20 protein-coding genes and 1 pseudogene are annotated in these 26,240 nt (G+C 58.3%); 10 read left to right on the top strand and 11 right to left on the bottom strand.

What is annotated here, in order from left to right; genetic code table 11:
* The first annotated feature begins 52 nt into the window (after positions 1-52).
* On the top strand, positions 53-1,813 hold the full coding sequence (locus tag AC4HNJ_RS08140; RefSeq protein WP_490479054.1) for an ArnT family glycosyltransferase: 1,761 nt from the start codon (positions 53-55) through the stop codon (positions 1,811-1,813).
* Positions 1,810-2,133 (top strand): tetratricopeptide repeat protein, encoded by a 324-nt coding sequence (locus tag AC4HNJ_RS08135; protein WP_490479053.1) that lies wholly within the window; start codon positions 1,810-1,812, stop codon positions 2,131-2,133. The genes AC4HNJ_RS08140 and AC4HNJ_RS08135 overlap by 4 nt, the downstream gene beginning before the upstream one ends.
* Before the next feature lie 40 nt (positions 2,134-2,173).
* On the opposite strand, the gene AC4HNJ_RS08130 is transcribed toward AC4HNJ_RS08135, so the two are convergent.
* The gene (locus tag AC4HNJ_RS08130) at positions 2,174-3,052 is read right to left on the bottom strand and encodes an LpxL/LpxP family acyltransferase (RefSeq protein ID WP_490479052.1); all 879 of its coding nucleotides are present in this window, start codon (positions 3,050-3,052) and stop codon (positions 2,174-2,176) included.
* 234 nt (positions 3,053-3,286) lie between these two features.
* On the opposite strand from AC4HNJ_RS08130, the gene dtd reads away from it, so the two are divergent.
* Together dtd and rpoD are read left to right on the top strand one after the other, a co-directional pair.
* Positions 3,287-3,727, top strand: coding sequence for a D-aminoacyl-tRNA deacylase (dtd, locus tag AC4HNJ_RS08125; RefSeq protein ID WP_490479051.1), 441 nt, complete (start codon positions 3,287-3,289; stop codon positions 3,725-3,727).
* Between the two features lie 163 nt (positions 3,728-3,890).
* The gene (rpoD, locus tag AC4HNJ_RS08120) at positions 3,891-5,750 is read left to right on the top strand and encodes an RNA polymerase sigma factor RpoD (RefSeq protein WP_490479195.1); all 1,860 of its coding nucleotides are present in this window, start codon (positions 3,891-3,893) and stop codon (positions 5,748-5,750) included.
* 261 nt (positions 5,751-6,011) lie between these two features.
* On the opposite strand, the gene AC4HNJ_RS08115 is transcribed toward rpoD, so the two are convergent.
* Positions 6,012-6,383: a SnoaL-like domain-containing protein gene (locus AC4HNJ_RS08115; protein ID WP_490479050.1), complete on the bottom strand. Its 372-nt coding sequence runs from the start codon at positions 6,381-6,383 to the stop codon at positions 6,012-6,014.
* 630 nt (positions 6,384-7,013) lie between these two features.
* Between AC4HNJ_RS08115 and AC4HNJ_RS08110 the strand changes: the two genes are divergently transcribed.
* On the top strand, positions 7,014-8,231 hold the full coding sequence (locus tag AC4HNJ_RS08110) for a tyrosine-type recombinase/integrase (RefSeq protein ID WP_490479049.1): 1,218 nt from the start codon (positions 7,014-7,016) through the stop codon (positions 8,229-8,231).
* Between the two features lie 17 nt (positions 8,232-8,248).
* Here the strand turns inward: AC4HNJ_RS08110 and AC4HNJ_RS08105 are convergent, their stop codons facing one another.
* Entirely contained in the window at positions 8,249-8,482 is a 234-nt protein-coding gene (locus tag AC4HNJ_RS08105) for a hypothetical protein (protein ID WP_490479048.1), read from the bottom strand.
* Here AC4HNJ_RS08105 and AC4HNJ_RS08100 point away from each other — a divergent pair.
* The 3 genes and pseudogenes from AC4HNJ_RS08100 (at position 8,481) to AC4HNJ_RS08090 (ending at position 10,516) form a co-directional block, all read left to right on the top strand.
* Positions 8,481-8,849 carry a hypothetical protein gene (locus AC4HNJ_RS08100; protein WP_490479047.1) on the top strand — a complete coding sequence of 123 codons (369 nt, stop codon included), beginning with the start codon at positions 8,481-8,483 and terminating at the stop codon, positions 8,847-8,849. The two genes, AC4HNJ_RS08105 and AC4HNJ_RS08100, sit on opposite strands and share 2 nt — an antisense overlap.
* Before the next feature lie 90 nt (positions 8,850-8,939).
* Positions 8,940-9,428 carry a JAB domain-containing protein gene (locus AC4HNJ_RS08095; protein WP_490479046.1) on the top strand — a complete coding sequence of 163 codons (489 nt, stop codon included), beginning with the start codon at positions 8,940-8,942 and terminating at the stop codon, positions 9,426-9,428.
* A gap of 129 nt (positions 9,429-9,557) precedes the next feature.
* Positions 9,558-10,516, top strand: a pseudogene (locus AC4HNJ_RS08090) (DUF932 domain-containing protein).
* A 159-nt stretch (positions 10,517-10,675) separates the two neighbouring features.
* On the opposite strand, the gene AC4HNJ_RS08085 reads toward AC4HNJ_RS08090, so the two are convergent.
* On the bottom strand, positions 10,676-11,005 hold the full coding sequence (locus tag AC4HNJ_RS08085) for a helix-turn-helix domain-containing protein (protein WP_490479045.1): 330 nt from the start codon (positions 11,003-11,005) through the stop codon (positions 10,676-10,678).
* A 183-nt stretch (positions 11,006-11,188) separates the two neighbouring features.
* Between AC4HNJ_RS08085 and AC4HNJ_RS08080 the strand changes: the two genes are divergently transcribed.
* Positions 11,189-11,971, top strand: coding sequence for a hypothetical protein (locus AC4HNJ_RS08080; protein WP_490479044.1), 783 nt, complete (start codon positions 11,189-11,191; stop codon positions 11,969-11,971).
* 51 nt (positions 11,972-12,022) lie between these two features.
* Positions 12,023-13,189, top strand: coding sequence for a hypothetical protein (locus AC4HNJ_RS08075; RefSeq protein ID WP_490479043.1), 1,167 nt, complete (start codon positions 12,023-12,025; stop codon positions 13,187-13,189).
* Between the two features lie 207 nt (positions 13,190-13,396).
* Here the strand turns inward: AC4HNJ_RS08075 and tnpA are convergent, their stop codons facing one another.
* From tnpA to AC4HNJ_RS08040, 7 genes are all read right to left on the bottom strand, one after another.
* Positions 13,397-13,747: an IS66 family insertion sequence element accessory protein TnpA gene (tnpA, locus tag AC4HNJ_RS08070; protein ID WP_490479042.1), complete on the bottom strand. Its 351-nt coding sequence runs from the start codon at positions 13,745-13,747 to the stop codon at positions 13,397-13,399.
* Between the two features lie 304 nt (positions 13,748-14,051).
* On the bottom strand, positions 14,052-14,774 hold the full coding sequence (locus tag AC4HNJ_RS08065; RefSeq protein WP_490479041.1) for a hypothetical protein: 723 nt from the start codon (positions 14,772-14,774) through the stop codon (positions 14,052-14,054).
* Positions 14,775-14,781: 7 nt separating this feature from the next.
* Entirely contained in the window at positions 14,782-16,818 is a 2,037-nt protein-coding gene (pglZ, locus tag AC4HNJ_RS08060) for a BREX-3 system phosphatase PglZ (RefSeq protein WP_490479040.1), read from the bottom strand.
* Positions 16,815-19,661 (bottom strand): helicase-related protein, encoded by a 2,847-nt coding sequence (locus tag AC4HNJ_RS08055; protein WP_490479039.1) that lies wholly within the window; start codon positions 19,659-19,661, stop codon positions 16,815-16,817. Before AC4HNJ_RS08055 ends, pglZ begins: the two co-directional genes overlap by 4 nt.
* 3 nt (positions 19,662-19,664) lie before the next feature.
* Positions 19,665-22,433: a DNA methyltransferase gene (locus tag AC4HNJ_RS08050; protein WP_490479194.1), complete on the bottom strand. Its 2,769-nt coding sequence runs from the start codon at positions 22,431-22,433 to the stop codon at positions 19,665-19,667.
* Positions 22,434-22,450: 17 nt separating this feature from the next.
* A complete protein-coding gene (locus tag AC4HNJ_RS08045) occupies positions 22,451-24,340 on the bottom strand; it encodes an ATP-binding protein (RefSeq protein ID WP_490479038.1) in 1,890 nt (629 codons plus the stop codon).
* A complete protein-coding gene (locus tag AC4HNJ_RS08040) occupies positions 24,330-26,213 on the bottom strand; it encodes an RNA/DNA-binding domain-containing protein (protein ID WP_490479037.1) in 1,884 nt (627 codons plus the stop codon). The genes AC4HNJ_RS08045 and AC4HNJ_RS08040 overlap by 11 nt, the downstream gene beginning before the upstream one ends.
* Between the last annotated feature and the right edge of the window lie 27 nt (positions 26,214-26,240).

Genomic DNA, 26,240 nt, shown 5'->3' with positions numbered 1-26,240 from the left:
CCGAGAAAACGCCGCCCAAAGGGAGGCAGCGGCCGATCCGGCTAAAATCCCGATGACCTCCCGCAACCAGCGAGTTACCGTGACCACCAACGACAACTATCGCCGCTCCGAAGTCATACGCAGCCTGTGGCCATGGCTGCCGTTGTGGACGGTGGTGGCCTTGGTGGCGATCTTCTCGCACGGCCCGATGCCGCTTTATTCCACGCGCACCCTCGCCGTCGCGTGGGAAATGTGGTCCGGGCATCACTGGCTGGTGCCGCACATCAACGGCGAGCCCTACAGCGAAAAAGTGCCGCTGCTGTTCTGGTTGATCCACGCAGGCTGGTTCGTGTTCGGCGTCAGCGACGTATGGCCGCGCGTCCTGGAAGTCATCTTCGGCGCGGTGCAGCTGGTGCAATTGTCGCTGCTCGCACATCGCCTGTTCCCCGGGCGTCCGTGGGTGGCGAAGGCCGCGCCATGGATGCTGCTGGGTTTGTGCTACGCCTTCCTGTTCGGCTTGCAGGTCATGTATGAGGTGCTGCTCGCCGATTGCGTGCTGGGCGCCCTGTTGTGCCTCACGCCGACGGCGCGCTGCAGCGAACCGCGTTGGTGGCTGTTCGGACTATTGATCGGCGCCGGCTTGCTCACCAAAGGGCCGGTCATGCTGCTGCACATCGCCTTCCCTTGGTTGCTTGGTCCACTCTGGAGCGATTGGGCGCGTGAACACCGCGCACGCTGGTATGGGCGTGGCGTTTTGGCTGTACTGCTCGGCTTGGTCATGCTGCTGGCGTGGGCGATACCGGCTGGCTTCAGCGGTGGCGACGCCTATCGTCATCGACTGTTCTTCACCCAGACGGCCGGACGCGTCGTCGACGGCATTCAGCACGATCAACCGCTGCAAAGCCATCCGCACTGGTTCGGCTGGTATGTCATCTGGCTGCCGATGCTGCTGTTTCCGTTCAGCGGCTGGCCGCGTATGTGGGTCGCACTGGCGACGCTGCGCAAACCGTTGGATAGCGGCCTGCGCTTTGCCCTGTGTTGGCTGCTGCCATCGTTCGTGCTGTTTTCGGTGATCAGCGGCAAACAGTGGTACTACCTGCTGCCACAGTTCGGCGGCTGGATGCTGCTGCTGGCGGGCGCCATCGCTGTCTTGCGCGAACGGCGTGCCGCGCTGGCGGAGAACCATTGGCTGGGCAGTTGGCCGCTTGGCGTAGCCGCCATGCTGTTTGCAGCCCTGCTGTTTGCACTGCCCTACTTGGCCGCAAGCCATACGCTGCATGACGCATGGGTGGAAGGCGCGGCGCCTTATAGCCGCACCTTCAGCGTAGTGTTCCTGTTGCTTGGATGCCTGCTGCTGATGCGCGGGCGTGGCGAAATGCGGCGCGTGGCCTTTGCCGGCCTGATCGGCGCGGTTGCGCTCAATACCCTGTTTACGCTCACGCTCTGGCACAAATACGACCTCAGCCCTACCACTGCGCTGATTTCAGCTGCGCAGGCCGCTCACCATCCCGTGGCGATCGAAGGCAATTACGAAGGGCAATTCCACTTTGCAGGGCGCCTGACCCAGCCGATCACCGAACTGCACACCCCACAGAGGCTGCAGGCATTCGCCAGGCTTCATCCGGATGGCTTGATCATCACCCATCCCGACAACCTCATGCCTTCGGCCTTGCGTTACGCCTTGTTGGCACAGCCCTTCCGTTCGTCATGGGTCGTGGTGTGGTCGGCGCCTACCCTGGCGGCGGTGCGCGGAGGCCGTACCCCGCTCGAGCCGGCGCAACCACCGCGCGTTTTTTCTGGCACAACGGATCCCTCCTACGGCTCACAGCCATGAATGCGGCGCTGATCGACAACCTGCGCGCGCAGTGCGGCGGACCCCGCGATGGCGCCTTGCTGCGCTTCTCGCTCGGCAAGGCATTATTCGATGCAGGCGATCATGTCGCGGCCATCGAAGCGCTGCGGCAAGCCATCGCCTTCGATCCGCATTACTCCGCTGCGTGGAAACTGCTCGGCAAAGCCTGTCTCGCTGCAAACGATGAAGCCGGCGCCATCGAAGCATGGCGGCAAGGCATCGTCGTCGCGCAACAACGCGGCGACAAGCAAGCGGAAAAAGAGATGAGCGTATTCCTGCGTCGGCTCGAAAAAGATACCTGAGCGCAAAGCGACAGCCGCCAGCGCCAGCTGCCCTGCATTCTCAATACGGGCTTGGTCGGTTATCCGCCGAATACCGCTTGTAATGCCATTGATACTGGGCAAAGGCGATATTCACGCAGTTTTCCACGCCGTGATTGAGCGCCGTGCAGGCACGCGCCAGATCCGTGTCATGCAAACCTTCTGGCGCCGGCAAGAAGTGGATGCGATAACCCATGCCTCGCGGCAATCGCTCCGCAAACGCAAACAGCACGGTGGCACCGGTGCGGGTCGCCAGCCGAGGCAGCAACACCATCGTCATGGCTTCCCTGCCGAAGAAGGGCGCGAACTCGCCCTCGCCCGCCCGTGGCTTCTGATCCGGCAAGATGCCCACGGTGCCGCCGCCCGCCAGCCGCTTGTACAAAGTGCGCACGCCCGCGCCTTCCGCACGTACCTGCTCAGGCGCCAACGCGCCACGCACCTTGCGCAATAGCGCTTCCACTGCAGGTATGCGTGGCGGCCGGTACAGAATGGCCATCGGCGTCTTGCGGCAAAGCCAATAATTGAGCAACTCCCAGCAGCCCAGGTGCGGCGCCGCAATGATCACGCCCTTGCCGGAGGCCAGCGCCGCGTCGAATAGCGCTTCACCTCGCACTTCACGCACCAGCCCCAAGGCCTGCTCCGCACCAGCACCCCAGATCTTCACGATCTCGGTGATCGATTTGCCGCCCTCGATCATCGCGTCACACACCAAGGCGGCGCGCGCGGCATCGTTGAGATCCGGCCGCACGATCGCAAGATTCACCGCCGTGTAGCGAGCCATCTTGCCGCCCCGGCGCAATGCCAATCGCCCGAGCGCCGCGCCCATGCCCTGCAGCCAGCGCAGCGGCAGCAGCCCGAACAGGCGCAGCAGCAAGTAGACAAGATAGATATCAGGGCGCATGGCGTGAACGGTGGGATGACGGGCGAACGGGTAAGGGTAAAGGGGGGCGCGGCGAGTAGCGAGGGCAAAATCGAAATGCCTCAAGCATTCGCGAGCGCTGCCGTTGAAAGGCTTGTCGGCGACAGCGACCTATCCGCGTTAATGGGGTGTGTGAATGGGTATGCCTCGCTGCCTGTCTTTGATCCCATTACCCTGCGGAGTGATTGCTGCAACTCGCCCCCATTCAACGCATCCATGATCGCTCTTATCCAACGTGTGCTATCGGCTCGCGTCGACGTCAGCCAGGAAACCGTAGGCACCATCGGCCCCGGCCTGCTCGCCCTTGTCGCCGTGCAACCCCAGGACGGCGAAGCGCAAACCCGGCGCATGCTGGAACGGCTCCTGGGTTATCGCGTGTTCGCTGATGACGCCGGCAAAATGAATCGCTCCCTCGCTGACACCGGCGGCGGCCTGCTGCTGGTCAGCCAATTCACGCTCGCCGCCGACACGCGTTCCGGCATGCGTCCCAGCTTTACCCGCGCCGCATCGCCCGAGCATGGCCGAACCTGGTTTGAGCGGCTGGTGGAATTAGCGCGGGATGCATATCCGGCAGTGGAAATCGGACGCTTCGGCGCCCATATGCAGGTACATCTGGTCAATGACGGACCTGTCACGTTCTGGCTCGAGGTGCCGTGAGTGCCTGGCGCAGAAACGAATCGATTCACCTCCCTGATTGGCTCCCAAACCCGCGATTTGGCGCGATTTTTGCGTGTGGGCGGAGCCGAATTTTTCACTTGAAAACTGGTCAAAAAAGCATCACATCGCTATACTGATTGGTTCCTATCCCGCGGCGGTTGGTATGAATAGCAAAGCCCACGAGCAACAGTCGGAAATCAAAGCGCTCATCTCCAAAGGTTTGGAGCAGGGCTATCTGACGTATGCCGAAATCAACGATCACTTGCCTGACGACATCGTCGATCCGGAGCAGATCGAAGACATCATGGCGGTGCTCAAAGGTGTCGGCATTGACGTGCACGATGCCGCCCCCGATGCCGACCCGCTGGCCGACAACGCCCCCGGTGCGGCCACCGACGACGAAACCGCCGCCGAAGAAGCGGTCGCGCTGCTCTCCGCCGTGGATTCGGAAGTGGGCCGCACCACTGACCCGGTTCGCATGTACATGCGTGAAATGGGTACGGTGGAGCTGCTTACCCGCGAGGGCGAAATCGCCATCGCCAAGCGCATCGAAGAAGGCCTCACCCAGGTGCAGACCGCACTGGCCAGCTTCCCGCTGACCATCGAGATGCTGCTGGAAGAATACGACCAGCACCTGGACGGCAAGCGCCGCCTCAGCGAAATCCTCGCCGGCTTCGCCGACCTTGAGCAGGCCGCCGATGCCGCCCTGGCCGAAGCCGAACTGGCCGAAGCCGAAAACGATGGCGACGTCGAAGAAGAAGAGGAAGAAGAAGCCGCCGGCGACGACGAGGAAGCCGGCCCCAGCGGCCCGGATCCGGAGGAAGTAAAGCGCCGCATGGAACTGCTGCGCGACTACTACGGCAAATTCCAGAAAGCCGCGCCCAAGGCCACCGACGTCACCGACAAGAAAGTCACCAAGCTGCGCGACCAGATGGCTGAGGAATTCCTCAAGCTCAAGCTGCCCTCCGCGCTGATCGACAGCTTCGTGCGCAAGCTGCGCGAAGTGGTGGGCGATATCCGTCATCACGAGCGCGTGCTGATGGAGATCTTCGTCAAGCACGTGAAGATGCCCAAGTCCGACTTCCTCAAGTCCTTCCCCAGCAACGAAGGCAACCTCGCCTGGGCGGAAGAACTGGGCCGCAAACGCCAGAAGTGGTCGCCCAACATCAAGAATTTCCGCGAGCAGATCGATGCCGAGCAGGAAAAGCTGCTCTCCATCGAAAAGAAGCTGTTCCTGCCCCTCACCGACATCAAGGAAATCAACCGCAGCATGTCGGTCGGCGAAGCCAAGGCTCGCCGCGCCAAGAAAGAAATGGTGGAGGCCAACCTGCGCCTGGTGATCTCCATCGCCAAGAAGTACACCAACCGCGGCCTGCAGTTCCTCGACCTCATCCAGGAAGGCAACATCGGCCTGATGAAGGCCGTGGACAAATTCGAATACCGCCGCGGCTACAAGTTCTCCACCTACGCCACCTGGTGGATTCGCCAGGCCATCACCCGTTCGATCGCCGACCAGGCACGCACCATCCGTATTCCGGTGCACATGATCGAAACGATCAACAAGCTCAACCGCATCTCCCGCCAGATGCTGCAGCAGTTCGGGCGTGAGCCGACGCCGGAAGAGCTGTCCAAAGAAATGGAAATGCCGGAAGACAAGATCCGCAAGGTGCTCAAGATCGCCAAAGAACCGATCTCGATGGAAACCCCGATCGGCGACGACGAAGATTCGCATCTCGGCGATTTCATCGAAGACACCAACGCCAGCTCGCCGATCGACTCGGCGACGGAAACGGGTCTCGTCGAAACCGTGCGCGACGTGCTCGCCGGTTTGACGCCGCGGGAAGCGAAGGTGCTGCGCATGCGCTTCGGCATCGACATGAATACCGATCACACGCTGGAAGAAGTCGGCAAACAGTTCGACGTGACGCGCGAACGCATCCGCCAGATCGAAGCCAAGGCGCTACGCAAACTGCGCCATCCCAGCCGTTCGGAACAGCTGCGCTCCTTCCTCGACATCGACTAAGCGAACCGCCCGCAGCCACGCACAAGAGCCCCGCAGCATCGCGGGGCTTTTGTTTTGTGCCCTGCCAGACCTCTTCCAGATAGCCATCACGCGGAGCCACCTGCCCACTCCCTACGTAGGTGCAGCAGCACCTTCCCCGGACTTGATCCAGGGGAGCACCGAGGTGGGCGACACCAACCTCGCAAGAAACGTCAATCACACGACAAGCGATGACACCCATCGTCCCAGGCATCAAACCGCACGAGCGCTCACCAGATAGCCTCAGTGCGCGTCATAAAAAAATTGCTCCTGCACAATCTTGTCGTTCTTCACGTGATACACACAGATCTCACGCATATCCGCACGGCCGCGTCCCTTCATCGTGGCATCCAGATGCATCGCCACGCTAAACCAGCCATCCGCCACCACCGGATCACTGATCTCATTCTTGTGGACCTTTTCCACCGCCTCCTGAAAGTGATGTCCCTTTTCGAGAATCGCCTTCAGACCCTTGGCATTGCCCATCGGCCCGCTCGACATCTCCTGCGGCTCGATGCTCACCGCGTCCTTGGCATAAAGCTCCTGCTGCGCCTGCTCGTACTTACCCTCCCGGCATAAAGCAACCAGACGACTGGCAACAGTTTTTGTGCTCATGGCAGCACCTCCACGGTTGAGGGAGCACTCGATGCTAGACCCGCCGACATTAAGTTCTCGAAAGCCGATCTCTAAGATTTCAGGTGATGCAGCCGTTTCGATGCTGTTATCATCCCGCGTGAGATAGGGCCTATAGCTCAACGGTTAGAGCAGGGGACTCATCGAAAGGTGCCGTCGCGCAGTAATGCGCGAACGGGAACGGGATGAATTCAGGGAACCCGCAGCGACGCCAGTGCGGATCGGCGGCAACCCTGAGCCAAGCCGGCGGTACACCGCCGGAAGGTGCAGAGACTACCTGAGGGCTTCAGCGCCCTTGATAACAGGCTCGAGCGTCCCGCACCCCACCCGCACGTTGCAAAACGTCGGAGGGTGAAGAGATAGTCCGCGCCGAGAGGAAACTTTCGGAACACGCGAATCCCTTGGTTCCAGGTTCGAATCCTGGTGGGCCCACCAAATATCGGTTCGATGGAGTTCGATCGAGACCAAAGTTCTTACAGAAACCCCGCTAAGTGCGGGGTTTTTTGTTCAATGCGGTTCGATGGAGTTCGATTGCATCCGACGAAAATGTGTAGCAGCCTGTGAGTCAGATGGCAGGTATGATCTGCCGTGACTCACACTGGTCTGACTCATATGCTCACAGATACCAAGTTACGCGCTCTAAAGCCCCGTCCGGTTGCGTATCGGGTGGCTGATACCAACGGGCTGTGCATGGAGGTCAGGCCTACGGGCACAAAGGTGTGGCGTTATCGATTCCGCCATGCAGGTAAGGCGAGCATCGTCACGCTCGGCGAATATCCACTCATGTCACTTGCCGAAGCGCGTGCCGAACGCGACAAAGCACGTGCAGTGGTGAAGAGCGGAACGAATCCGGCGCATGTTGCCAAGGCTGAACGCGCTGCACGATTAGAGCAGGCAGGTAATACCTTCGCGTCAGTAGCCATGGAGTTCCTAGCTAAGCGAGAAAAAGAAGGCATGGGGACTGGCAGCGTAGAGCGAGCCCGCCGCCTTATCGAAAAAGATCTTGCGAGTATTGGCAATCTCCCGGTGGCCGAAATATCAGCGCCTGCTTTGTTGGCAGCCCTTCGCAAGATGGAAAAACGCGGCATTGTGGAGTCGGCACATCGAGCGCGTGGACTCACTGGTCAAGTGTTCCGTTACGCCATCGCCACGGGTCGTGCCGAACGTAACCCAGCAGCGGACCTGATTGGTGCATTGGAGCGTCCGCAAACTAAGCACCATGCCAGCATTATCTTGCCATCGAAGATCGGGGAGTTGCTACGTGCTATCTACCGCTACAAAGGAATGCCGGTAACGATCGCTGCGCTCAAGTTGGCACCAATGCTGTTCGTACGACCCGGCGAACTTCGACATGCTGGATGGTCCGAAATCGACTTAGAGAAAGCGGTATGGGACATCCCGGCTGAAAAGATGAAGATGAAACAATCGCACCTTGTTCCGTTGTCCGATCAAGCAGTGTCTATCCTACGTGAACTGTATCCGTTAACGGGTGGCGGCAAGTACGTGTTTCCCGGCGTACGCAGTATGCGTCGGCCGATGAGTGAGAACACCATCAATGCCGCACTGCGTTATATGGGCTTTGATAACGACACCATGACCGGTCATGGTTTCCGGGCGATGGCCCGCACGGTGCTGGACGAAGAACTGGGTTTTCCGGTGGACCATATCGAGCACCAGTTGGCTCATGCAGTTAAGGATGCCAACGGGCGCGCTTACAACCGCACGACCCATTTACCCGCACGGCGCAAGATGATGCAAGCCTGGGCTGACTATTTGGATCAGTTGCGTTTGGGTGCGAAGGTCGTACCTTTCGAACGTCACTCGGCATAAATCGATTCCACGGATTTTCAAATCCACACCACCACGCTGAGCAGAATTTCATCTGCTTCTTCTGTATGGCTGCCATACGGAATCTCTTCTTCAAAGGAGCATTGGTGATGTTTGATAGATCCTGGATCGGTTACCCCTGTCCCTCTTTGGTCGAATGCCTTTTCGTGTTCGTGGCCATTTTTCTCGTGGGAAGCCTTTGGGCATCGTGCATTCGGTGTTACATCGAATACCGCATAAAGGAAGCCGTCCATGCATGACCTAATTTCAGAACATGAATGGAACGATGACATGATGGATATCACGCCGCGTTGCCCAAAGTGCCAGTCGCCACAGATTGAACCACGCAACATAGCAAGGCGGCTGGGCGGTGCTATTGGGGCGATCGCAGGAGTATCCAGCGGCGTGGCCTTGGCGTTGACCGGAGCAGAAATAGGTCTACTGGCTGGCCCGATCGGTGCGGTGCTGGGTGGCGTGGCTGGGGTGATCATCGACGGTATTGTCGGCGGCGCGACGGGTTGTGCAGCGGGTTCCAAGCTCGGTGCTGCTATCGACCAAAATGTTCTGCAAAACCACCACTGCCGCGGCTGCGGACACACCTTCAGCACGAAGTCCTCATAGTTACCTTCCCATCTCATTAACCACTGCACATACATAGAGCCCGGCTTTGCCGGGCTCTATGCGTTTATGCCGCTTTAAAAGGAGCCTTTCATGCTAACCCCTGCGCTTTCATCAATCCCACTACCGGTCGATATCTTCAACGAAACCACACAACAAGCCATCTTGGCCGCGGCCGAAGGCATCCTCAAAGGAAAACTCACACGCCAAGGTCGCATCGTTGATCCCGCCGATGCGGCCGACTACCTCCGCGCCCGGCTGGGTGGCTTGCCTCACGAAGAGTTCCACGTGCTGTGGCTGGACTGCCGCCATCACATCCTGGACTGCCAACGGCTATTCATCGGCACTGTCGATGGCGCCAGTATTTATCCCAGGGAAGTAGTGAGAGCAGCGTTGGATGCGAATGCCAGTGCCGCCATCCTGGCCCATAACCATCCGAGTGGTATCGCAGAACCCAGTGCGGCCGATCAGGCAGTGACCAGGGAACTGCGGGATGCGTTGAAGCTCGTCGGCGTGCGAGTGCTTGACCACATCATCGTTGGGGCCGAATGCGTCAGCATGGCTGGTAGGGGACTCTTGTAGCGTTTAGAAGCGATCCATCCGGCGATCTTCTGCCGTTTCAACAACTTTCTTTTCATCTTAATCACATGCGCATAGAGCCCGGCCTTGGCCGGGCTCTATGCGTTTCAGCACCTAACGAAGGAGTCTGTCATGCATTTAGTTCAATCCATGGCCTACGTCGGGGAAGCCCCCTGGCATAGTCTCGGTCGTCGTCTTATTCCCAACCAGTCGTTAGAGGTATGGGCCCAACAGGCTGGCATGGACTGGCGGATTGAAACCGCCGTGTTCATTTCATTGCCGGCCATCCATTCCCCGGTTCACTCCACAGGTATCCTGATCAGAAGGTGCTGTTTTGATCGGATACCAAAACACCGCTGTCAATCGTGTCGAGTCGTTTCAAGGTAGTGCAACCGGCCGAGATTCTTGAGTTCTACCGCGACCTGACTGAGGTGGGTGGCTACGAGCTTGAGACAGCCGGCGTACTCAAGGGCGGCCGGAAGCTCTGGGCTTTGGCCCGTACCAACCAGAGCGTCACGCTAAAAGGTGGCGATACGGTGAATGGCTACCTGCTGCTAGCCACTGCCTGCGATGGCACCCTGGCGACCACAGCACAGTTCACTTCGGTGCGAGTAGTCTGCAATAACACCTTGGCCGTTGCCTTGGGCAATAGTGCCGGTGCGGTGAGAGTCCCGCATCGACGCGAATTCGACGCACAAGCCGTCAAGCAGCAACTCGGCATAGCTATCGCTCCGTGGTCAGCTTTCGAGGGCTACATCAAGGAACTCGCCAATTGCCGTATAGCTGATAAGACTGTTGAGAGCTTCTTGGCAAAAGTGTTTGCACATTCCGTCAACAAGGAGCAAGCGATCCCCGTGATAAACGAGCACGCTGTCCATAAAGTTCAGGCGCTTTATGGCGGGCAGGGTAAGGGTGCTGAGTTGCCTGCAGCTAAGGGAACGGCGTGGGGGCTGCTTAACAGTGTCACGGAATATGTGGACCACTACCGTCGAGCCGACAGTAATGACCACCGCCGGGACGCGGCTTGGTTTGGGCAAGGTGCTCTTCTTAAGCAGCGAGCGTGGAATGAGGCATTAATGCTGGTCGCGTGATCTATCGCAGCGAGGTGCCGGCATATGTGTCGGCACCTCACCACCGGTTGCCATCCCTTTTTTATTTGGGCTCAACTTAGCGAAGGCTAGTCAGGTTGGCCTTGGCAGCCTGAGAGCGAGCGCGGCAAAAACCGTTAGGGCTTGCTTCCCGTGACGGACTTATTTGCTCTTTTTTGAGGCCATTTGCTGGGCCATGCTCAGAAGCGCTGCACGCTCGCCCTTGGAAAGCTTGGCGAACGCCAGCAGTAAGTTGGCTTGGTCGTCTTCCTCAGCGAAGAGGTAGGCGAGAGGAACATCTAGCGCTTGGGCTAGTGCCGAAGCCGTGTCCATATCGGCACGATTGACCATCTGCTCGTACCGATTGATTCGGGCACTCCCGCTGGCCTTGTCACCAGACACTATCCCCCCTAAAGCGCGTTGCGATAGCCCCCGCAATGCACGGGCAGCTTTCAGGCGTTTCGCAAAGGTGGCGGCAACGGAATCGGTCAAGCAGCAGTGGCTGAAGTGGTACCGACCGCAGCATGGCCCATCTACCTCATTCGTAGTAGTCTCTACTGTAGCAGTAGATATCCGCCTTTGGGAGCGTAAGCCAAGTAGAGCTGGTTTACCCAATCCCAAGAGGCACTTATGGCGCTGTTCGAGCAGCTAACTGTCTGACAAAAAGGGGGTTGCATGGATCTGTGGACGAGGAAAGCACAGCGATCGGGTAAAGCTTTGGGCGGGATTTTTGCCGCAGCGTGTGTGGTCAGCTTGTCGGCCTGCGGGAACAGTGACATTTCCAAACTAAAAGCGCAGGCATTGGACGCCAATCCTTCATTCACCATTGGGCAGGCATTTGATCATCGAAAAGCCTGCGATTCAGTCTCTTGGAAAGAAAGTACGGATGATCGCGGACGCAAGGTCATTGAGTACCGCTGTGACTTTAACGTGGATAAGGCTTACTACGATAAGGCATTGCAGGCGCAAATCGATCAGCTCAATCGCGGAATGCACAGCGAGCAGAAGGGACTGCAGCTACAACTGGACCAGATGGGGCACTCTCTACAAGTCCAAGAACAAGTTACCGAGCAGCTCGAAGCAAACCATCCAGCGCCGGAAATCCAACGAAACATCGACGATCAACAGCCTGCTTATGATGCTGCGGTGGCCAAGTACCAGCAAATGAAGACCAACGAATCGCAGTCAATGGCCGACATCCAGAAGAAGTACGAGGACCTGATTGCTAAGGCCAAGTCAGAGGGAACTATTGCTGGGGCTACCGAGACGTTTCAGTGGACCGTCAACGATGACGGATTCACTCCGATTTATGCCGGGCGAGACATTCAGATGAGCACCGGAAACGTCGTTCACCAGAACTACTCCGAGGCGAACGCAGAGCACGCCATTGCCGCCATGATCCGTAACGATGCCACGGACCTGCATACCTACATGTCCGAAGTGACCTGGCCGTACTGACGACTTGGGTGCCGTGTCCTGTTATCAGGGCATGGCCTATTGGGGTGAATCATGAATAGTTTCACGGACAGCTGGGTAATTTTCAGCAGGCTGAGCGGCGCGCAAAAGTTCGTTCTGTTGCGCATCTTCATCGTGATAAATGCTGCGGCTTACGTTTTGGCGACTCAGCACGATTTCAACAGTGATTGGGTTTATATTGGAACCCTTGTAGTGACCTATGCCTTGGAAAGCGCTTTCATGCTTTGGCTGGGTTTCAAGCGGGGCGTAGGCTTTCACAGGACGGTTCTTGGTTCTAACGAGCAACCTCTGATGCAAAAGAGCGCTGGCTCGGCTTGGTACGCTGCGATCATAGGGTTTTCAGTGGTATTGACGGTTGTAACGGGACTGATAGTCACGAGCATCGATGATGGATCAGGCTTGGCACCCTTACGAGCCACCGCGTTTCTTTTCGTTGAAGCCACGGTAATGGCTTTCGCGTTGCTCCAAGGATTACGGCTTGGCTGGAATGCCATCACGGTCGCGTCAAAGCCAGTGCCTATGGAAGCCAAAGTAAGTGACTTGCAGGCTGGTGTCTTGCCACGGCCTCATACCTCTGTGCCGCCACTGGAAAGTCAAGTTTCCATCAACAAGCCCGCCGTGGACGTCAAACGAGGGCAGATCGCATTAGGCTGCATTTCAGTGATATGTGCTGGCCTGGCGATTTATTTTCATTTTGTTGCTCATGAAATGGGCAAGCCCGATCCGGAGAATGACGCCGCCATCCAAGCAGCGGTACAAGGCCTAGGCGATGGCACGTCGCCAGCGATGGGCGTTGATCCAACGACGAAACAAGACGTTTTACCGTCCAATGATCCCGGCGTTGACGACACACTGGCCAAGGCGGCTCAAATCGCTACTGAGAGCGGCGTCGCGCAGGACTCCGGTACTTTCCCATTTCCGGTGGCAGCAGGCACCCGGTCACCCGACGGCTACCCCATTTATTTGCTGGAGTGCAATGTAGAGGCCAATACCTGTTTTGGTGGCGAGGGGCAGGCTTACGGCACTATCGCCAAAACGGCGGATCAGCTCACCCCGATCCGCAATAGCGATGCGATGCGCTACAAGTGTATCCAGCGGGTTTGTGTCGATACCGCGGGTAACTATGTCGGAGCGATCTCGTCAGTGATGCAAGCCTACTGGGATGCGCACCACGCACCGCTTCACGAGTTCGGTAAGTGAGAGCCTTCGACGGATTAGCTAAAGAGAAAGGGGTGAGCCTACTGGCTCACCCCTTTCTCTTGTGCGGGGTTATTTTTTTTGACCGATCACATGTATGACAGAATCGAAAATCTAGCTTAGGCCACCTCCAATCTTTTTTGCGATTAAGGAAGAGGTGGCTCGCAACGATGCTTGGGTTACTGGCCTTCGTTGTTCGTGGGTGAATCTCTAGCGCTTCTGGAAACGAGCGTGGCTTGCGAAGGACAGTTCGATCTGACGTGGGTTGTGTTGAACCTTGTTCCCTCGCTCGCGTTTATTGCGCCGTTTGCGTATGTAGCGCGTGAGCGCTGGCACGTATTTCGGCACAACGTGTTCAACATGGGCGCTCTGCTCGGGTGTGCGTTGCTCGTATCTACGGCAGTGCCTCTCAGGCGCCTTGATCGACGGCTTGGCCACTACGATGGGCACGGCCGCCGTGGGTGGCGTGGGCTCGGCGCGTCGATGCAGCCAGTAGCCAAAACTGGATAGTGATAAATCGTGCTGCTTGCAGTAGCTGGCTTGGCTAGCCCGCTTTGACACCAGGCATCCAGATGCATTTGCCAATGCGTTTGCTTGTTAGCCATTGACTCGCTCCGATTGAAAGTCGATGGCGATATGAAACAAGATGCATGCGATCGTCGCGAGATGCGGTGGGATGACGCTTACCACTCAGTTACGGATAGCCGTGGTCAAGTAGCGGGAACGGTATCTCTTGAAATGCGAAGCTATTTGGCTTCACATCCGTAGTCTCGTTCTCCATGCCACAAGGTGCATGGCCGAATGGCCAGCCTATGTCTCCTCTGACGCGGAACGAACCACGACGTCGCCCAAAATGGGAGCGTTCTTACAGCGCATCACGCAAACTCACTACCTGACTCCCTGATGCGTCGGCTCTCATGATCAAGCGTTCGCTGTTTGAGACCAGATAGGCGAGTGACTTCGTCAGATTGAACGGGAACAGCACGGGCTGCGATTGCAGGCTTGATATCGTCAGCGGTTTGCCTGTGTCGCGTAAGGCAGCTTCGATCAGCCACGTTATGAGGTTATCATTATCCACGACAGTCGGTGCCCGCCGAATCACGCGCCTTCCCTTTTCAACCCGTTCCACCGCACCCCAGTCAGCCTGACTCTGGATGACCATGTTGGTCATCCGATAGGTGCCTTCACGTTCGCCGTAGGCTTCGCTCATCCGTCGATGAATTTCGGCGGATGCGCAATCACCTTGCAGTAAAGACAAGCGCCCTATCAGTTCGGCCACCTTGCCGAAGAACGGATATGTCGCCACGGCCATCCCCCAGTGTAGTGCGGCGGGCAGCACGTTCGGTGCTGCCTTGAAGATCGCCACGCCGCGATCCGCGTAATCCATCAGTTCGACGCGCGGCTCCAGCCACAACCGGTTCAAAACGGTCTGGGTTTTCGTTCGCGCGGCCACACCCAACCCGGCAGCATCGAGCAGTGCCGCCAAATCTTCGAGCCGCGCCGCTCCAGCACGAACCTTTAGCGCGGTCGTCGCCCATTCGAGTGAGATGAATCGGTCAAAGCCGATTCGGGGAGCTGACGCCATCATTCAAAACTCATCCACCTTCATTGACGCTTAATACCTTAACGAAAGGAACGATCAGTTCCTCGACCGACACGCCACCGTGGACGACTACCTGATCGCCATCGGGAACGAACGCGCTGCGTCCGCCCGCGAATAGAGGTACGAAGTTCGCAGGCAATCCAGCGATATCCAGAGAGATCGTACCCGGATACGCCGCCGCCGAATCGGCGCGCAACGATTCGCTTCGATACACCCGCACGCGCTCGCCGCGCGTTTCTGCGATCACGCCCTGATTGGGCCTGCCGACCCCGACGGCATCCACATTGCCGTGATCCGCTGTGACGTAGATATTGAAACCTTCGCCCAGCAGAAATTCGAACAAGCGCTCAACGAAGCCCGTATCGAGCCAGCGCCCGATCCACAGCGCTACATCTTCCTTGTTTCGTTCCTTGTGCAGCCGCTCGTCCACTTCGTCAATCACCAAGCCAAGCACCTTAGGCTTGCGGTCGGTGATCTCCGCTTGTAGCCCGTCAAGTTGCTCGACTTGGCGCAGCGCACGCCGGTACATCACATCGGAAGTAGCGACCCCGCCTTCGTTCTGCCAGAACGCCTTCCACAAGGTTTCTTCCTTGTTGGTATGGTCTATCGAGTCGTCGAACTCGCGTGGCCGTAACCCGGAGAATAGCGCCTGTCGCGACACTGATGTCACCGTAGGTAACCAGGCGAAAACCGTGTTCTCGTCGAAAGCCAACGGCAGCTTGCGAGCGATCAGATGCTCTCTGATCCGCACCCACTGATCGAAGGCTAAGCCATCGAACAATAGCAATGCGACATTGGCTTCGCCCGCGCTGCGGCGCTGGCGTAAGAAGCGTGGAACGTGATGCACCATCACCGGGCCTTTGGTCGCCGGCTGCAAGATCAAGTCGGCATAGTGGCGGGCCGCCACCCATGCCTGTAATCGTCCGTCCGATAGCGCCTGGATTGCCTTGATGCGATCCCGAATCGCAGTCATACGTTCACCGCCATTCTTCCCTGGCAAATCGTGAACCCGACGCAACATCTCGCCGTAGCGTTTGGCGAAGTCGCTCCACAGCTTGTGCGAGGCATCTGCGTCCGGCACCGCCTCGGCCAGCGCCTCGATGCTCTTTTCCGCCAAAGCGAATTGCGACCACTCGTCCTCGACGATGCCCGCCTTGATCCAACCCGGCACCGATGCCGGGACGCCGGACACGGACAGCGGGCGCAGGCTGCCGTCAAGGAACATCGAATCGATGATGGCGCGCACGTCGGTGTGATCAAAGGGAATCTCGATCCCCGCAATGACCTTATTCATGCCGAACGGCGGTGGATCAGACTCAGCGATGCGCCCGCTTTCCAGTTTCAGCGTTTCCAGATAGCGATGCCAAGCATCCTGTACCACGCGCAACAGCGTGCTCTTGGACGATAGCCATTCCGCCACCGGCTGCCCAACAAACAATCCTCGACCGTGCAGAATGCCCGCCACGTGCTCGGCTAACGGCCCCGGCAAGGCACGGCTGGCGAAATGTAGTCGCAGCACTTCCCGCCAGAAATCTACCGGTGATCGGATGGAGCGCGGTGCTACTTGATAGACATGCTCGAGGATAAAATCCTTCGATTCGCCTTCGCCACGCGCTGATTGCAACTCCGTCTGGTGGGCATCGAACAGCACTGCCAACAATTCCGGCTCGACTTGGCGCACTGCGTTGTACGCCAGCTTGGGTAACAGTTCGGCCAGACTCAGCCGCACCGCAGGGCGAGCGTTACGGAGGATGTCCCACGGCAAACTGTTCGCATTGTTGCTGCGAAGATGCACGATCAACGCCGGTGATGGCGCGGGCTCGTTCGCATCCCACGCGGCGCGGTAACGTTCTTCATATTCCGCACGGAAGCCGAAAGGATCATCGTAGCCCATCACCTCGAAGCCACAGGCACGAAGTTCGGACAAAAGCTTTTCGTCTAGCAGCACGCCATCCGGATCGCAGGCCACCCACAACCGAGAAAGATCCGCTGTGAAATGGCTCAGGATGCGTTTATGCCACGGGTTCATACCGCACCTTCGCCGTTCTTGTTGGCTTTGGACTCAATCCGCACCATCGCCACAGCGTTCAATTCGGGCGCGCTGGCCTCCATTTCTTCCAGCGCGGCCGAGCGCGCCTCGTGCTCGGCCTGCAGACGACGGCGGCGGAACTCGCGCACTGCCGGGAGGCCAATGCGTCCGATGGACTGATAGCGCGCATCGAAAGCGTAGGTCGCGCGATCCCGTTGCTCCTTGATGCGAGTTCGGTGTTCTTCCACAAGCGCGGCAAACAAGGGTTCGCCTTGTGTGTTAGCCACGGCGAACGATGCCTCGAACCAGTACCTCGAATCTTCCACATCCGCCACAGACTGCACGGACACGGCTTCGGTCAGCAGTAAATCCCACAACCGCTTGGCGGTGGGAACGAAGGGGCGGCCTTCGTCATTGATGAAAACAGGTAAGAACCGCTTGCGACTTGCACCTTGCGCGGCGAGGCCAATCTCCCACAACGACCAGATACCGTTCACCGATTCCGGTAGGCCCTGCACGCGGACCACCGGCAAGGGTTGCCCCGCCACGAAGCGAGATACGTCGCCTATGATGGCCCGCGCGCGCGGGTCTTCCATTGTCAGCCATTCCGCCGCTGGGTTTTCGTCCGCCGTACGGGCATCGAAGCACGCTTGGGACGTCTCGCTCCCATCGGCCCAGCGAACGCACCACACGCCTGCCGACCCGCTACCATTCTTGGTAGCCGATCCGCCACGCGCGGCCAGACCATTGACGATGGCGCGCTCAAGCCAGAACTGCGCCGGGTGGTCGCGCCACTTGCGTGCTTGGTCGGCGTCCAGTACGTGCGGTATGACCAGCAGGTCGCTGCGCCGGCTCGATTCCGCGAGCGTTTCGCGCAGCTGCGAAACAACGCTTTCGCATTCTCGTTCAATGGTTTCTGGGTGTTGCAGACTCTGTACAAACAACTCGTCGAATACCGGCTCCACTTCCGCCGAATCCATCACGTCCGCTGCCTTGTCCACGCCGAACTCCTCGGCGATAACGGCGAGCTTTTCCTCCAGCACCTGCCGTACGCGATGTTCCACCGTGTCTTCCAGCACGAAGTTGAGCGCGCGCACGACGTGCTTTTGCCCGATGCGATCCACGCGCCCAATGCGCTGCTCGATGCGCATCGGATTCCAGGGCATGTCGAAATTGACGATCACATGACAGAACTGGAGGTTCAAGCCTTCGCCACCCGCATCGGTAGAGATCAGCACGCGCGCGTCCTTAGCAAACTCTTGCAACGTTCGCGTGCGCATTTCCATGTCCATGCCACCGTTGAGCGTGGCCACCGAAAAACCCCTACTTTCCAGATAATCCGCCAGCATCGCCTGTGTAGGAATGAATTCGGTGAACACCAGCACCTTTAGCGCTGGATCGGCTTCTTCCTGTTGTAGCTTGTAGATCAATTCCAGCAGGCTCTCAGCCTTGGCATCGGTACTTGCAGCTTCAGTGGAACGCGCAAGCGCAAGCAATGTTTCCACTTCCGACTTCTCCAGTTCCAGTCCGTTGGCTTGCAGCGCCAAGTCCACCTGCGCTTCACCGTCCAGATCAGCCCATTCGTCTGCGCTGAGGCTCTCAAAAATGCGGGCCTGCGCCTGCGGCGTGTCCAGCACTGCCAGTCTTTTTTCGAGCGTGGTGCGGATCGCCGCCGTACTGGATGTCACCAGACGCTGCATCAAGATCATCAGGAAGCCGACGTGGCGTTGTTTGGCCGCCATAGCCTGGTTGTAGCCATGGCGCACGTAGTCGGTGATGGCTTCGTACAAATGCTGCTGCGCCGCGTGCCGTGCTTGCCACGCCACAGCGTGCAGGCGCGTGAGCCGGGGCCTAAATAAGGGCTGGCCTTCGGCGTTGATAGACGCGCGCTTTTCGGTGCGGATCACGAAGGGCTGCACGCGCTCACGGCTTACGCTGCTTTGATCCGGGAAGGCGTCCCTATCCAGCAATTGCATCAGGCGCATGAACTGGTCGGTCTTGCCCTGATGCGGCGTGGCCGAGAGCAGCAGCAGATAAGGTGAGGCTTCGGCTAACGCCGCGCCCAGCTTATAGCGCGCCACCTGCTCGGTGCTGCCACCCATGCGGTGAGCTTCGTCAATGATGACTAAATCCCACTCTGCCGATACCAAGTCCTCGAAACGTTCGCGGTTGTAGGCTTGAATCTGCTCCAGGTTCCAGCCGCGTCGCGATTCCAGCGGCTTCACCGAATCCAGAGCGCAAATCACCTGGTTGTGCATCCGCCACGGGTTGTCTTCGGCGCTATCACCACGCCACTGCCGCAAAGCGCCCAACGTGGATGGTTCAACGAAGTGAAACGGCTCGCCGAAGTGTTGGCGCATTTCCGCTTGCCACTGCCGCACCAGCCCTTTAGGTGCCACAACCAAGATACGCTTAGCACGGCCGCGCAATTTCAATTCGCGCAGCACCAAGCCCGCCTCGATGGTTTTACCCAGACCCACTTCGTCGGCCAGAAGATAGCGAATACGATCTTGGCCGACGGCTCGGTTCAGCGCATAAAGCTGATGCGGCAATGGAATGACGCTGGATTGGATAGGGGCTAGCAGCAGATTTTCTTCCAGCGCGTCCTGCAACTTTGCAGCGGCCGTGGCGTGCAGAAGCTGCTCCACGCTGGGTCGCACGCTGTCAATCCCCGCAAGTTCCACTGCGCGCGCTCGCAGCACGGCGTTTTTGGATGGCAGCCACACCCGGTAAACGGCTTCTTCCCACAGCACCAGTCGCTCGACGACGCGGCAAGGCGCGGCTTGCCGCGTGTGCCAGCACCAGTCGCCGATGTCGAGGCTGCCGCTACCCGCTTCCACCATGGCTCAAGCCCCGTGTTCGCTGCGCGTCAATGCCAGGTCGTACAGGGTGAGCAGCTTTTCGTCCTCTTGCAGGGTTTCTTCCGGCAGCTTTTGCGCGATGGTAAGGATCGTCGCGTAGTCTTTTGCGGCCCACGCTGCGCGGAACCCGGCGCGCAGCACTTCCAGCCTTGATTCCTTGATCTTGCGGCCAGTGAACGCCTTGTAGTGGTCGAACTCTTTAAGTAACGCCTTTTCGCGCTTCTTCTCCAAGTCCTGCGCCTTGTTCGGATCGGGGACATACCAGCGATCCTGCGCTTTGGCGATCAGGCGCGGATCGCTTTTTTCAAGGCCGCGCAGATCGTGGTAGTTGGTCGAGAGATACCGGTGAATCTGGCTGGGCACCTCGCTCGTCCCGTCATAGCGCAGGAAATTGGCTTCCAGCAACGCCGAGAGTTCCGGGCGGGTTTCGTGCTTCTTCCAGCCCGCGCCCAGTTGCTTGATGAACTCCGGGTGGATGTCCTGATAGGTGGATGGCCGCGCCTTGAGGAAATCCGCAGCCCAGTCGATGGCACTACGCTCGTCGGAGACGAACAGCTCCATCTGAGGCGCTTGTGCGGTTTGCGCTCGCTTCTTGTCGTATTCGGTCACTTGTTCGGGAAGAAAGATCATGCCGTCGCGTTCGGGGAAGCGGCTTCGGATGCTTATTTGGAACTCGTCATTCGAGAGCGGAACGGGCGCATCGTGGCGCACGAACCACGCGACCATGCGGTCATAGATGCGGCGAGGATCGCGCTCAATGATGAACTCCAGTTCGCCGTTCTTGACTTTGGTGACGGAGAGTTGCCGCAGATGCGTCTGCACGAAGTCCCACGCGGATTCGACCGTCGCGCCACTTTTCGTAAAACGTTCTTCCAGCCCGCCGTTGGGTTTGTAAACGGAGATGACCAAGTCTTGTTTGACGGTGTTGGGCGACATCACTTGCTGGAAGCTGCCTTGCTGCTTGTCCAGTGCCGTGACTTCGGCCACGACAAAGCCGGTCTGCTGCAAGGCGACCTGGATGGCATTCCACACTGCTGCCTTGCTGTTGGAGAACACCACTGTCATCCAACGGCCCGGCTTGAGCACACGGAAATACTCCGAGAAGCAGCTATACATCAGGTGCTGGTATTCAGGGATTCCCTTCTGCCGTACGCGGTCGACGATGGCTTCCGGGTTAGGGTCAGTCTTGACGCCGTGCCAAGACTCAACCAGAAAGTTCAAGTCGGAGTAATAGATGTTTTCGCCGAACGGCGGGTCAGTGAAGATGTAGTCGATGGCGTTGTCGGACAGAGGCAAGCGCGCAGCCGTTCCCGTATTGATTGCCGCGTTACCAGCATCGATTGTGAAATTGCGAAAAGCTTTGATGAGTCGATCAATTTTTCCATCGAGGATGTACCAAGGACTGCACTCTGCGTGCTGCGAGGCGACGTAATAGACGCCACTCAAGTATTGATTCACTTGCGAAAAGTGCGTTGGCGTATATCGCGCAAGAATTGACAAACCCCAGATCGCCTGTTCAACCGTGAACAGCAGGATGTTTCGGGCTCTCGGATTTGGAGTGGCTTTGGCCTTCTCCCAAAGCAGCGCCATTGCTTGCGCCGCGCGCGGAAGAAACATGAAGTGAATCGACGCAGAGTTGGTGGTCTTCATTCGACCCACGCGCGTCATCTGCATATCCGGCAAGCGATCTACCGGCATGTTTTTCGGCAGCGGCAACGCAGCGATCTTTGCGATTCGTTCCAAGTCGGCTTTGTCTGGCTTCTTGGTGTAAGCGGTTTTGCCCAGTTTGTACACGATGAGCGACGGCACGCGCTTCGGACGCTTGTCGGTCTGTCCGGTCGCAGGATCAATGAACGTCTCGAATTGCAGATCCATCTGCTCCTTTTTTGCCTGTGCGCCGCAATGCGGGCAGGTCAGCACCTCTGCGACTTCCTTCGTTTCCTCATCAAGCGCCGCATCGGTGAACACGATCTCGCCCGCGCACGACGGGCAGGCCAGCACTTCGCTCCACACCGTGTAGTCAATTCGCGCCGTGGTCTTGCCATCGCTGTGCAGCGTTTCATACATCCAGCCGATGTCCTGCTCCACGGCCTTGAGCAGTTGCTTGCCCGCCTTGGCGAAGGCATCCACATCGAAGGGAATGTTGTAGTTGGCGCCGATGAATGTGGCGGCGGGCGATAGGTCATTGAGCACCGCGCGGCGCGCGCCCCACTTGGGCATGGCGCGGCCTTCCCTCTTCCACGCCTGCTCCAACTCAAACCGATAGCTGGTAGGTGCCGTTCCGCACCACTGTGCAGCCACGCCCGTCATGCCCGAACCGGAAAAACCGTCCAGCACCACGTCGCCCGGCTGGGTGTAGTGCAGGATGGACGGCACGATGGCCAGGTGCGGCACCTTGGTGTGGTAGCTGTGTGCCTTGTAGATGGCGTCGGTCTTTCCCACGCTCACGTCAATCGCCAGCGGCTCGCGGCTGTATTTCACCGCCGGGTCGTAAGGCTTGCCGTAGTGCGCCACGAACTCCGCCAGCCACGGGTTCGGGCAGGCCGTGTAGTAAGGCGGATCGGACATGGCGAGAATGGCTGCGTCCGTGCCCTGCGGGAAACCTTCTTGCTTGCGGAACGCTGGGTCTTGCAGCTTCTCGGCCAACAGCTTCAGGAAGTGCTCGCGCCGCGCGGCGTCACTGGGGAATGTCTGTCCGAGGCATTCGACAGGGCCGGTTGCTTCGCCGCGCTGGTTGTGTAGCAAGTCGTTCATGGTTACGTCGCTATTGGTCATTGACTTTCCGAAGCATCGGCTACGATTTGGTCTTCGGCATATCTCTTCATTCCACTCCTCAAAATTTCGAGGAATGTGTGGTTTCTGCTTTCGGCATCCGCCACGATGGCATCGAAGGACACGACAAACGTCGGAGTCGGAACTACGGTTCCGTCAGGTCGTTCGGTTCTGAATTCCTGGTAGTACAACTTACCCATGGAGAATAGTGGCGCCCAGTTTTGCTGGCGCAACCGTATCCCCATCGTGTCGCTAATCTGGATGACGGCGTAGTACCAGATTCTCTGGATGTTGGGGCAATGCGCCGCGAGTTTCACCGCACGATCAAGCAGTTGATTAATGGCATATTGGTTTTCTTTTTCATCGTCCGTTTTCTTCTTTATCTCGACGATTACCACGTCCACCGCACCCGTGTTGTCCGGGTCTGCGGAGAAGATCATGGCGATATCCGGCCTGCCCGCGTCATCCTCGCTTTCCCCATCCAACCGTATGGCATTGATGACGGTATCCATCCGCCTCTCGCTGAGGATGGTTCTAAACACCATGAACTTGTCATCGAGCAACCAGGCATTATTCTGGTAAATCTCCGAAGACATGGCATCTTGCGAGAACTCCTCGAACCTCGGAACGATCAGGTTGTGTATTTCAGATTCGGCATTGTCAGCCGTCATTTCCTTCATGCGGCCGATGATCTTGTCGCGGTACAAGATGTATTCGGTCAACGTTCGCGATGACATCTCCAGCGACTTCTCATACGCTGCATCCGTCAATTTCTCGCATTGAAGAACCTCTTTCTGAACTCGGAAAAAGCGTTGCTGGGCGATTGTCAGGGCATCATCACGATCAATCAGACCAACGGTATCTTCCTCGAAGTAGCCCAGCAGATGCGGGAATTGTTCCTCGAATTCTTCCTTGACCTTTTCATTCTTTTCGGTGATCTGGGGAATTTTCTCCGCAAGAATCCTGCCGAGTTCCCGGCGCAATACGCGATAAAGACTTGCCTCCGGCATGCCATCCGGCAACACCAGCTTCTGGCGCGAACTATCGGCATTGGAGTGGAACATCTCCGACTCAAACAGGAAGACACCCATGTAGCCCGGAGGAAATGACGAAGGCGGTATCAGATTCACCGGAATAGTCCGGCCATCAATACTGAAGGCGATAAGCAGGCTCCCCCTCCCTGATACCGACTCGACGTGATAGTGCATGTCAATGGTCGAGATGGCGTCCAGGGAATCATCCTGGATGGTGATCTTGGTCATTGCAGGTAAATCGTCGGGCGTTATCGTTGTCTCGTGCGGTAAGAATTCCTTCTGAGCGTTGCTCTCGGATGTCTTGAGGCTGATCGAAATCTTGAATGCCTTGCCGTCACGCTTGCGCGCGTCAAGCGTTGGCAGGAACTGTTCGATCAAAAGCGGTTTGATGGCATCTGGCTTCAGATCGTCATAGGACTTGACGCGCGCGCCCGCAAAGCCGGTGAACGTCAAAGTCGTTTTGGCTTCCTGTGCCTGCCCAAGCTCTTGGAGTGGCGCGTTGCCATCAAAGCCTTCTTTGAAAGTGAACTTCCGCTGCCATCTGTCCCGCGTGCTGACGACTTCAACGCGATCAAAATAGTTGAGGAACACCAGGCGACCAATGCCCTTGTGGAATTTGTCCCTGGGCTTCAACAAGGTTTTGAAGCGATCAAAATTCTCATCCGTGAATCCATCGCCGTTGTCTGTAACGCTGATCTTCAACGTGGCCGGCTTGTCGTATGCCTGCACATCAATATCAATGGACACCTCCGTGGCGCCGGCATCCAGCGCATTGGCCAGCGCCTCGAAATAAACCAGTGTCAATGATGGATTGGGAAAGAACAGCTTGATGGCACCAGAGGTTTCAATGTCCATTGTCTTCGCCTCTCGGTTGAGCATCAGCCTGTTGTTGTTCGCGCAGCAGCTTGAGCTGCACGCCCGCGTCAGTGAGCACATAGCGTTGCTGCGACGAACGCGGTTTGTCGGGGATGGTCAGGCGCAGCACCCCGCCGGTGAGCAGCGGCTCCAGATGCGTGGCCACGAAGTGTGGGCGCTGGCGGTAGCCAGTGCGGGCCATCAGCTCGGCCAGCGAGCGCGGCACGTCGGCGTGGCCGACAATGCTCCACTGCACGTCCGTCAACCGATCAAGTGACCGATCAAGTCCCGGCTGCCCCGGCGCGACTTGTTCGGTCACTTGTTCGGTGGTGCCTGTTGCCGCCGCTTCTGATCCAGATAGTTGATTTTCCTCACCTATTTCCGCTTGACCGGGCGCGACCGGCAGGAAACGGGCACGCAGGTGCTCGGCCAAACCGAACAAATTGCCGGTTTCGCTCTGAGTCACCAGCAGGGCTTGTACGGTGAGCCGCTGTACAAGCTGACGGGCGTCCGCGCCGGAAAAGCCGGTGAGCGCCTTCACGTCGGTCAAGTCGATCTGGCCCTTGCGGGTGACGTAGGCGAAGACATCGGCCTCCTGTTCAGACAAGTGCACGCCCAGGCTGGCTTGTGCCAGAAGCTGGGCTTCGGTGATGAGCTTTTCCTTGCGCAGGCGTAGGCGGAAGCTCTTCTCGGCCTTGTGGTTCTCGATTTCCGGCGGCAGGTAGCCCAGCTTGCGCCAACCGTCGAAGATAGCGCGCACACCGGTGCCGCCTTGGTCGGACAGGCCGATGCGGCGGAAGGCGTTGACGATGCTGGGGTTACGCACTTCCTTGTCGCCGGGGTCGAGCAGTTGCTCGCGCGAAGCAAAAGCATCACCAGGGTTGAAGAACTCGGTCTGGTCGCGGAAGAGGCGGATGACTGGTACGCGGGTGGTGTCGCCGAAGTCCTGATGGATCAGCAGATTGATCGCAGCTTCACGGAAGGAAATGTAGTCCGGCGGTTCGTCGTCGCGGCGCAGGGTCGCGGCGTCAACGGCAAATGGCCGCTCACTGTGGCGGTAGTAGAACTCGATGATGGCCTGCCACGCCTTGATAAGATTGTCTTCGACGGTGATGCGGTCGGCCCAGCGGACAGCGGAATCGTACTCGGCGCTGGCGTTGGAGTAGAACTGCACGTCCGCCGCCATGCGTGGTAGCACCTGCCGGACGTATTCGCCACTGCCCAACACTAGAATCGCGGCGCGGGTGGGACGCAACACGCCACCTTGTTCGACAAGGAAGCCCCAGTTGCGCAGGAACGCGGTGTCATCGGCGGCGGTGTCTCTGCCGGGGTTGCTGGCGGCGAAGCGCGCGCGATACCAGCGCACGGTGGGTTCATCGAAGCAGCGGCTGATGTCAACGTCCAGTGGTTCGGCGTCGTAGCGGACGTTCGATGCATCGCGGATGAAGCGTAGCAGTTCGTCACCCGTGCAAGTGTCATCGCGGCCACCGCGACGGATGTATGCCTTGTGTGGTGAGCGATCAATGAACACGGGTTTTTCGTTGCGCTTGGCCTCCGGCACGTAGAAAGCCAGAACTGCACCCCCGGGGAGTTGGTGCACCGTGCCATTGATAGGTAAGCGAATGCTGACTTTGTTGACATCCCGCACTTGCCCAAGGAAATCGTTTTGCATCCTGTCAGCATCGGTGACGCCAGTGATGGTAAACGTACCGTTGGTCTGCTTTACGCCGAACACCAGATGCCCGCCCGCTGTGTTAGCAAAGGCGCTGACGGTTTCAAGTGCATTCCTGGGTACAGCCCATGTCGCCTCCTTGAACTCGATGTCGTTCCACTCGATGGATTGAAGCCGCGCGATCAGTTCATCCCTATCCATGTTCACTCCGTCGAAAGTTCGTCGCCT

It is taken from the genome of Dyella sp. SYSU CM1112, from assembly GCF_058216415.1.
The sequence above is the reverse complement of the archived record's forward strand: the minus strand, read 5'-3'. Positions and strand labels throughout refer to the sequence as shown.

What these genes read in the sequence shown, in the direction of transcription:
- AC4HNJ_RS08050 (WP_490479194.1), bottom strand. Translation starts at nt 22,433, where the DNA reads ATGAACGACTTGCTACACAACCAGCGCGGCGAAGCAACCGGCCCTGTC.
- AC4HNJ_RS08055 (WP_490479039.1), bottom strand. Translation starts at nt 19,661, where the DNA reads ATGGTGGAAGCGGGTAGCGGCAGCCTCGACATCGGCGACTGGTGCTGG.
- dtd (WP_490479051.1), top strand. Translation starts at nt 3,287, where the DNA reads ATGATCGCTCTTATCCAACGTGTGCTATCGGCTCGCGTCGACGTCAGC.
- rpoD (WP_490479195.1), top strand. Translation starts at nt 3,891, where the DNA reads ATGAATAGCAAAGCCCACGAGCAACAGTCGGAAATCAAAGCGCTCATC.
- AC4HNJ_RS08105 (WP_490479048.1), bottom strand. Translation starts at nt 8,482, where the DNA reads ATGGACGGCTTCCTTTATGCGGTATTCGATGTAACACCGAATGCACGA.
- AC4HNJ_RS08135 (WP_490479053.1), top strand. Translation starts at nt 1,810, where the DNA reads ATGAATGCGGCGCTGATCGACAACCTGCGCGCGCAGTGCGGCGGACCC.
- AC4HNJ_RS08045 (WP_490479038.1), bottom strand. Translation starts at nt 24,340, where the DNA reads ATGGACATTGAAACCTCTGGTGCCATCAAGCTGTTCTTTCCCAATCCA.
- AC4HNJ_RS08080 (WP_490479044.1), top strand. Translation starts at nt 11,189, where the DNA reads ATGGATCTGTGGACGAGGAAAGCACAGCGATCGGGTAAAGCTTTGGGC.
- pglZ (WP_490479040.1), bottom strand. Translation starts at nt 16,818, where the DNA reads ATGAACCCGTGGCATAAACGCATCCTGAGCCATTTCACAGCGGATCTT.
- AC4HNJ_RS08115 (WP_490479050.1), bottom strand. Translation starts at nt 6,383, where the DNA reads ATGAGCACAAAAACTGTTGCCAGTCGTCTGGTTGCTTTATGCCGGGAG.
- AC4HNJ_RS08100 (WP_490479047.1), top strand. Translation starts at nt 8,481, where the DNA reads ATGCATGACCTAATTTCAGAACATGAATGGAACGATGACATGATGGAT.
- AC4HNJ_RS08075 (WP_490479043.1), top strand. Translation starts at nt 12,023, where the DNA reads ATGAATAGTTTCACGGACAGCTGGGTAATTTTCAGCAGGCTGAGCGGC.
- AC4HNJ_RS08095 (WP_490479046.1), top strand. Translation starts at nt 8,940, where the DNA reads ATGCTAACCCCTGCGCTTTCATCAATCCCACTACCGGTCGATATCTTC.
- AC4HNJ_RS08065 (WP_490479041.1), bottom strand. Translation starts at nt 14,774, where the DNA reads ATGATGGCGTCAGCTCCCCGAATCGGCTTTGACCGATTCATCTCACTC.
- AC4HNJ_RS08130 (WP_490479052.1), bottom strand. Translation starts at nt 3,052, where the DNA reads ATGCGCCCTGATATCTATCTTGTCTACTTGCTGCTGCGCCTGTTCGGG.
- AC4HNJ_RS08110 (WP_490479049.1), top strand. Translation starts at nt 7,014, where the DNA reads ATGCTCACAGATACCAAGTTACGCGCTCTAAAGCCCCGTCCGGTTGCG.
- AC4HNJ_RS08040 (WP_490479037.1), bottom strand. Translation starts at nt 26,213, where the DNA reads ATGGATAGGGATGAACTGATCGCGCGGCTTCAATCCATCGAGTGGAAC.
- AC4HNJ_RS08140 (WP_490479054.1), top strand. Translation starts at nt 53, where the DNA reads ATGACCTCCCGCAACCAGCGAGTTACCGTGACCACCAACGACAACTAT.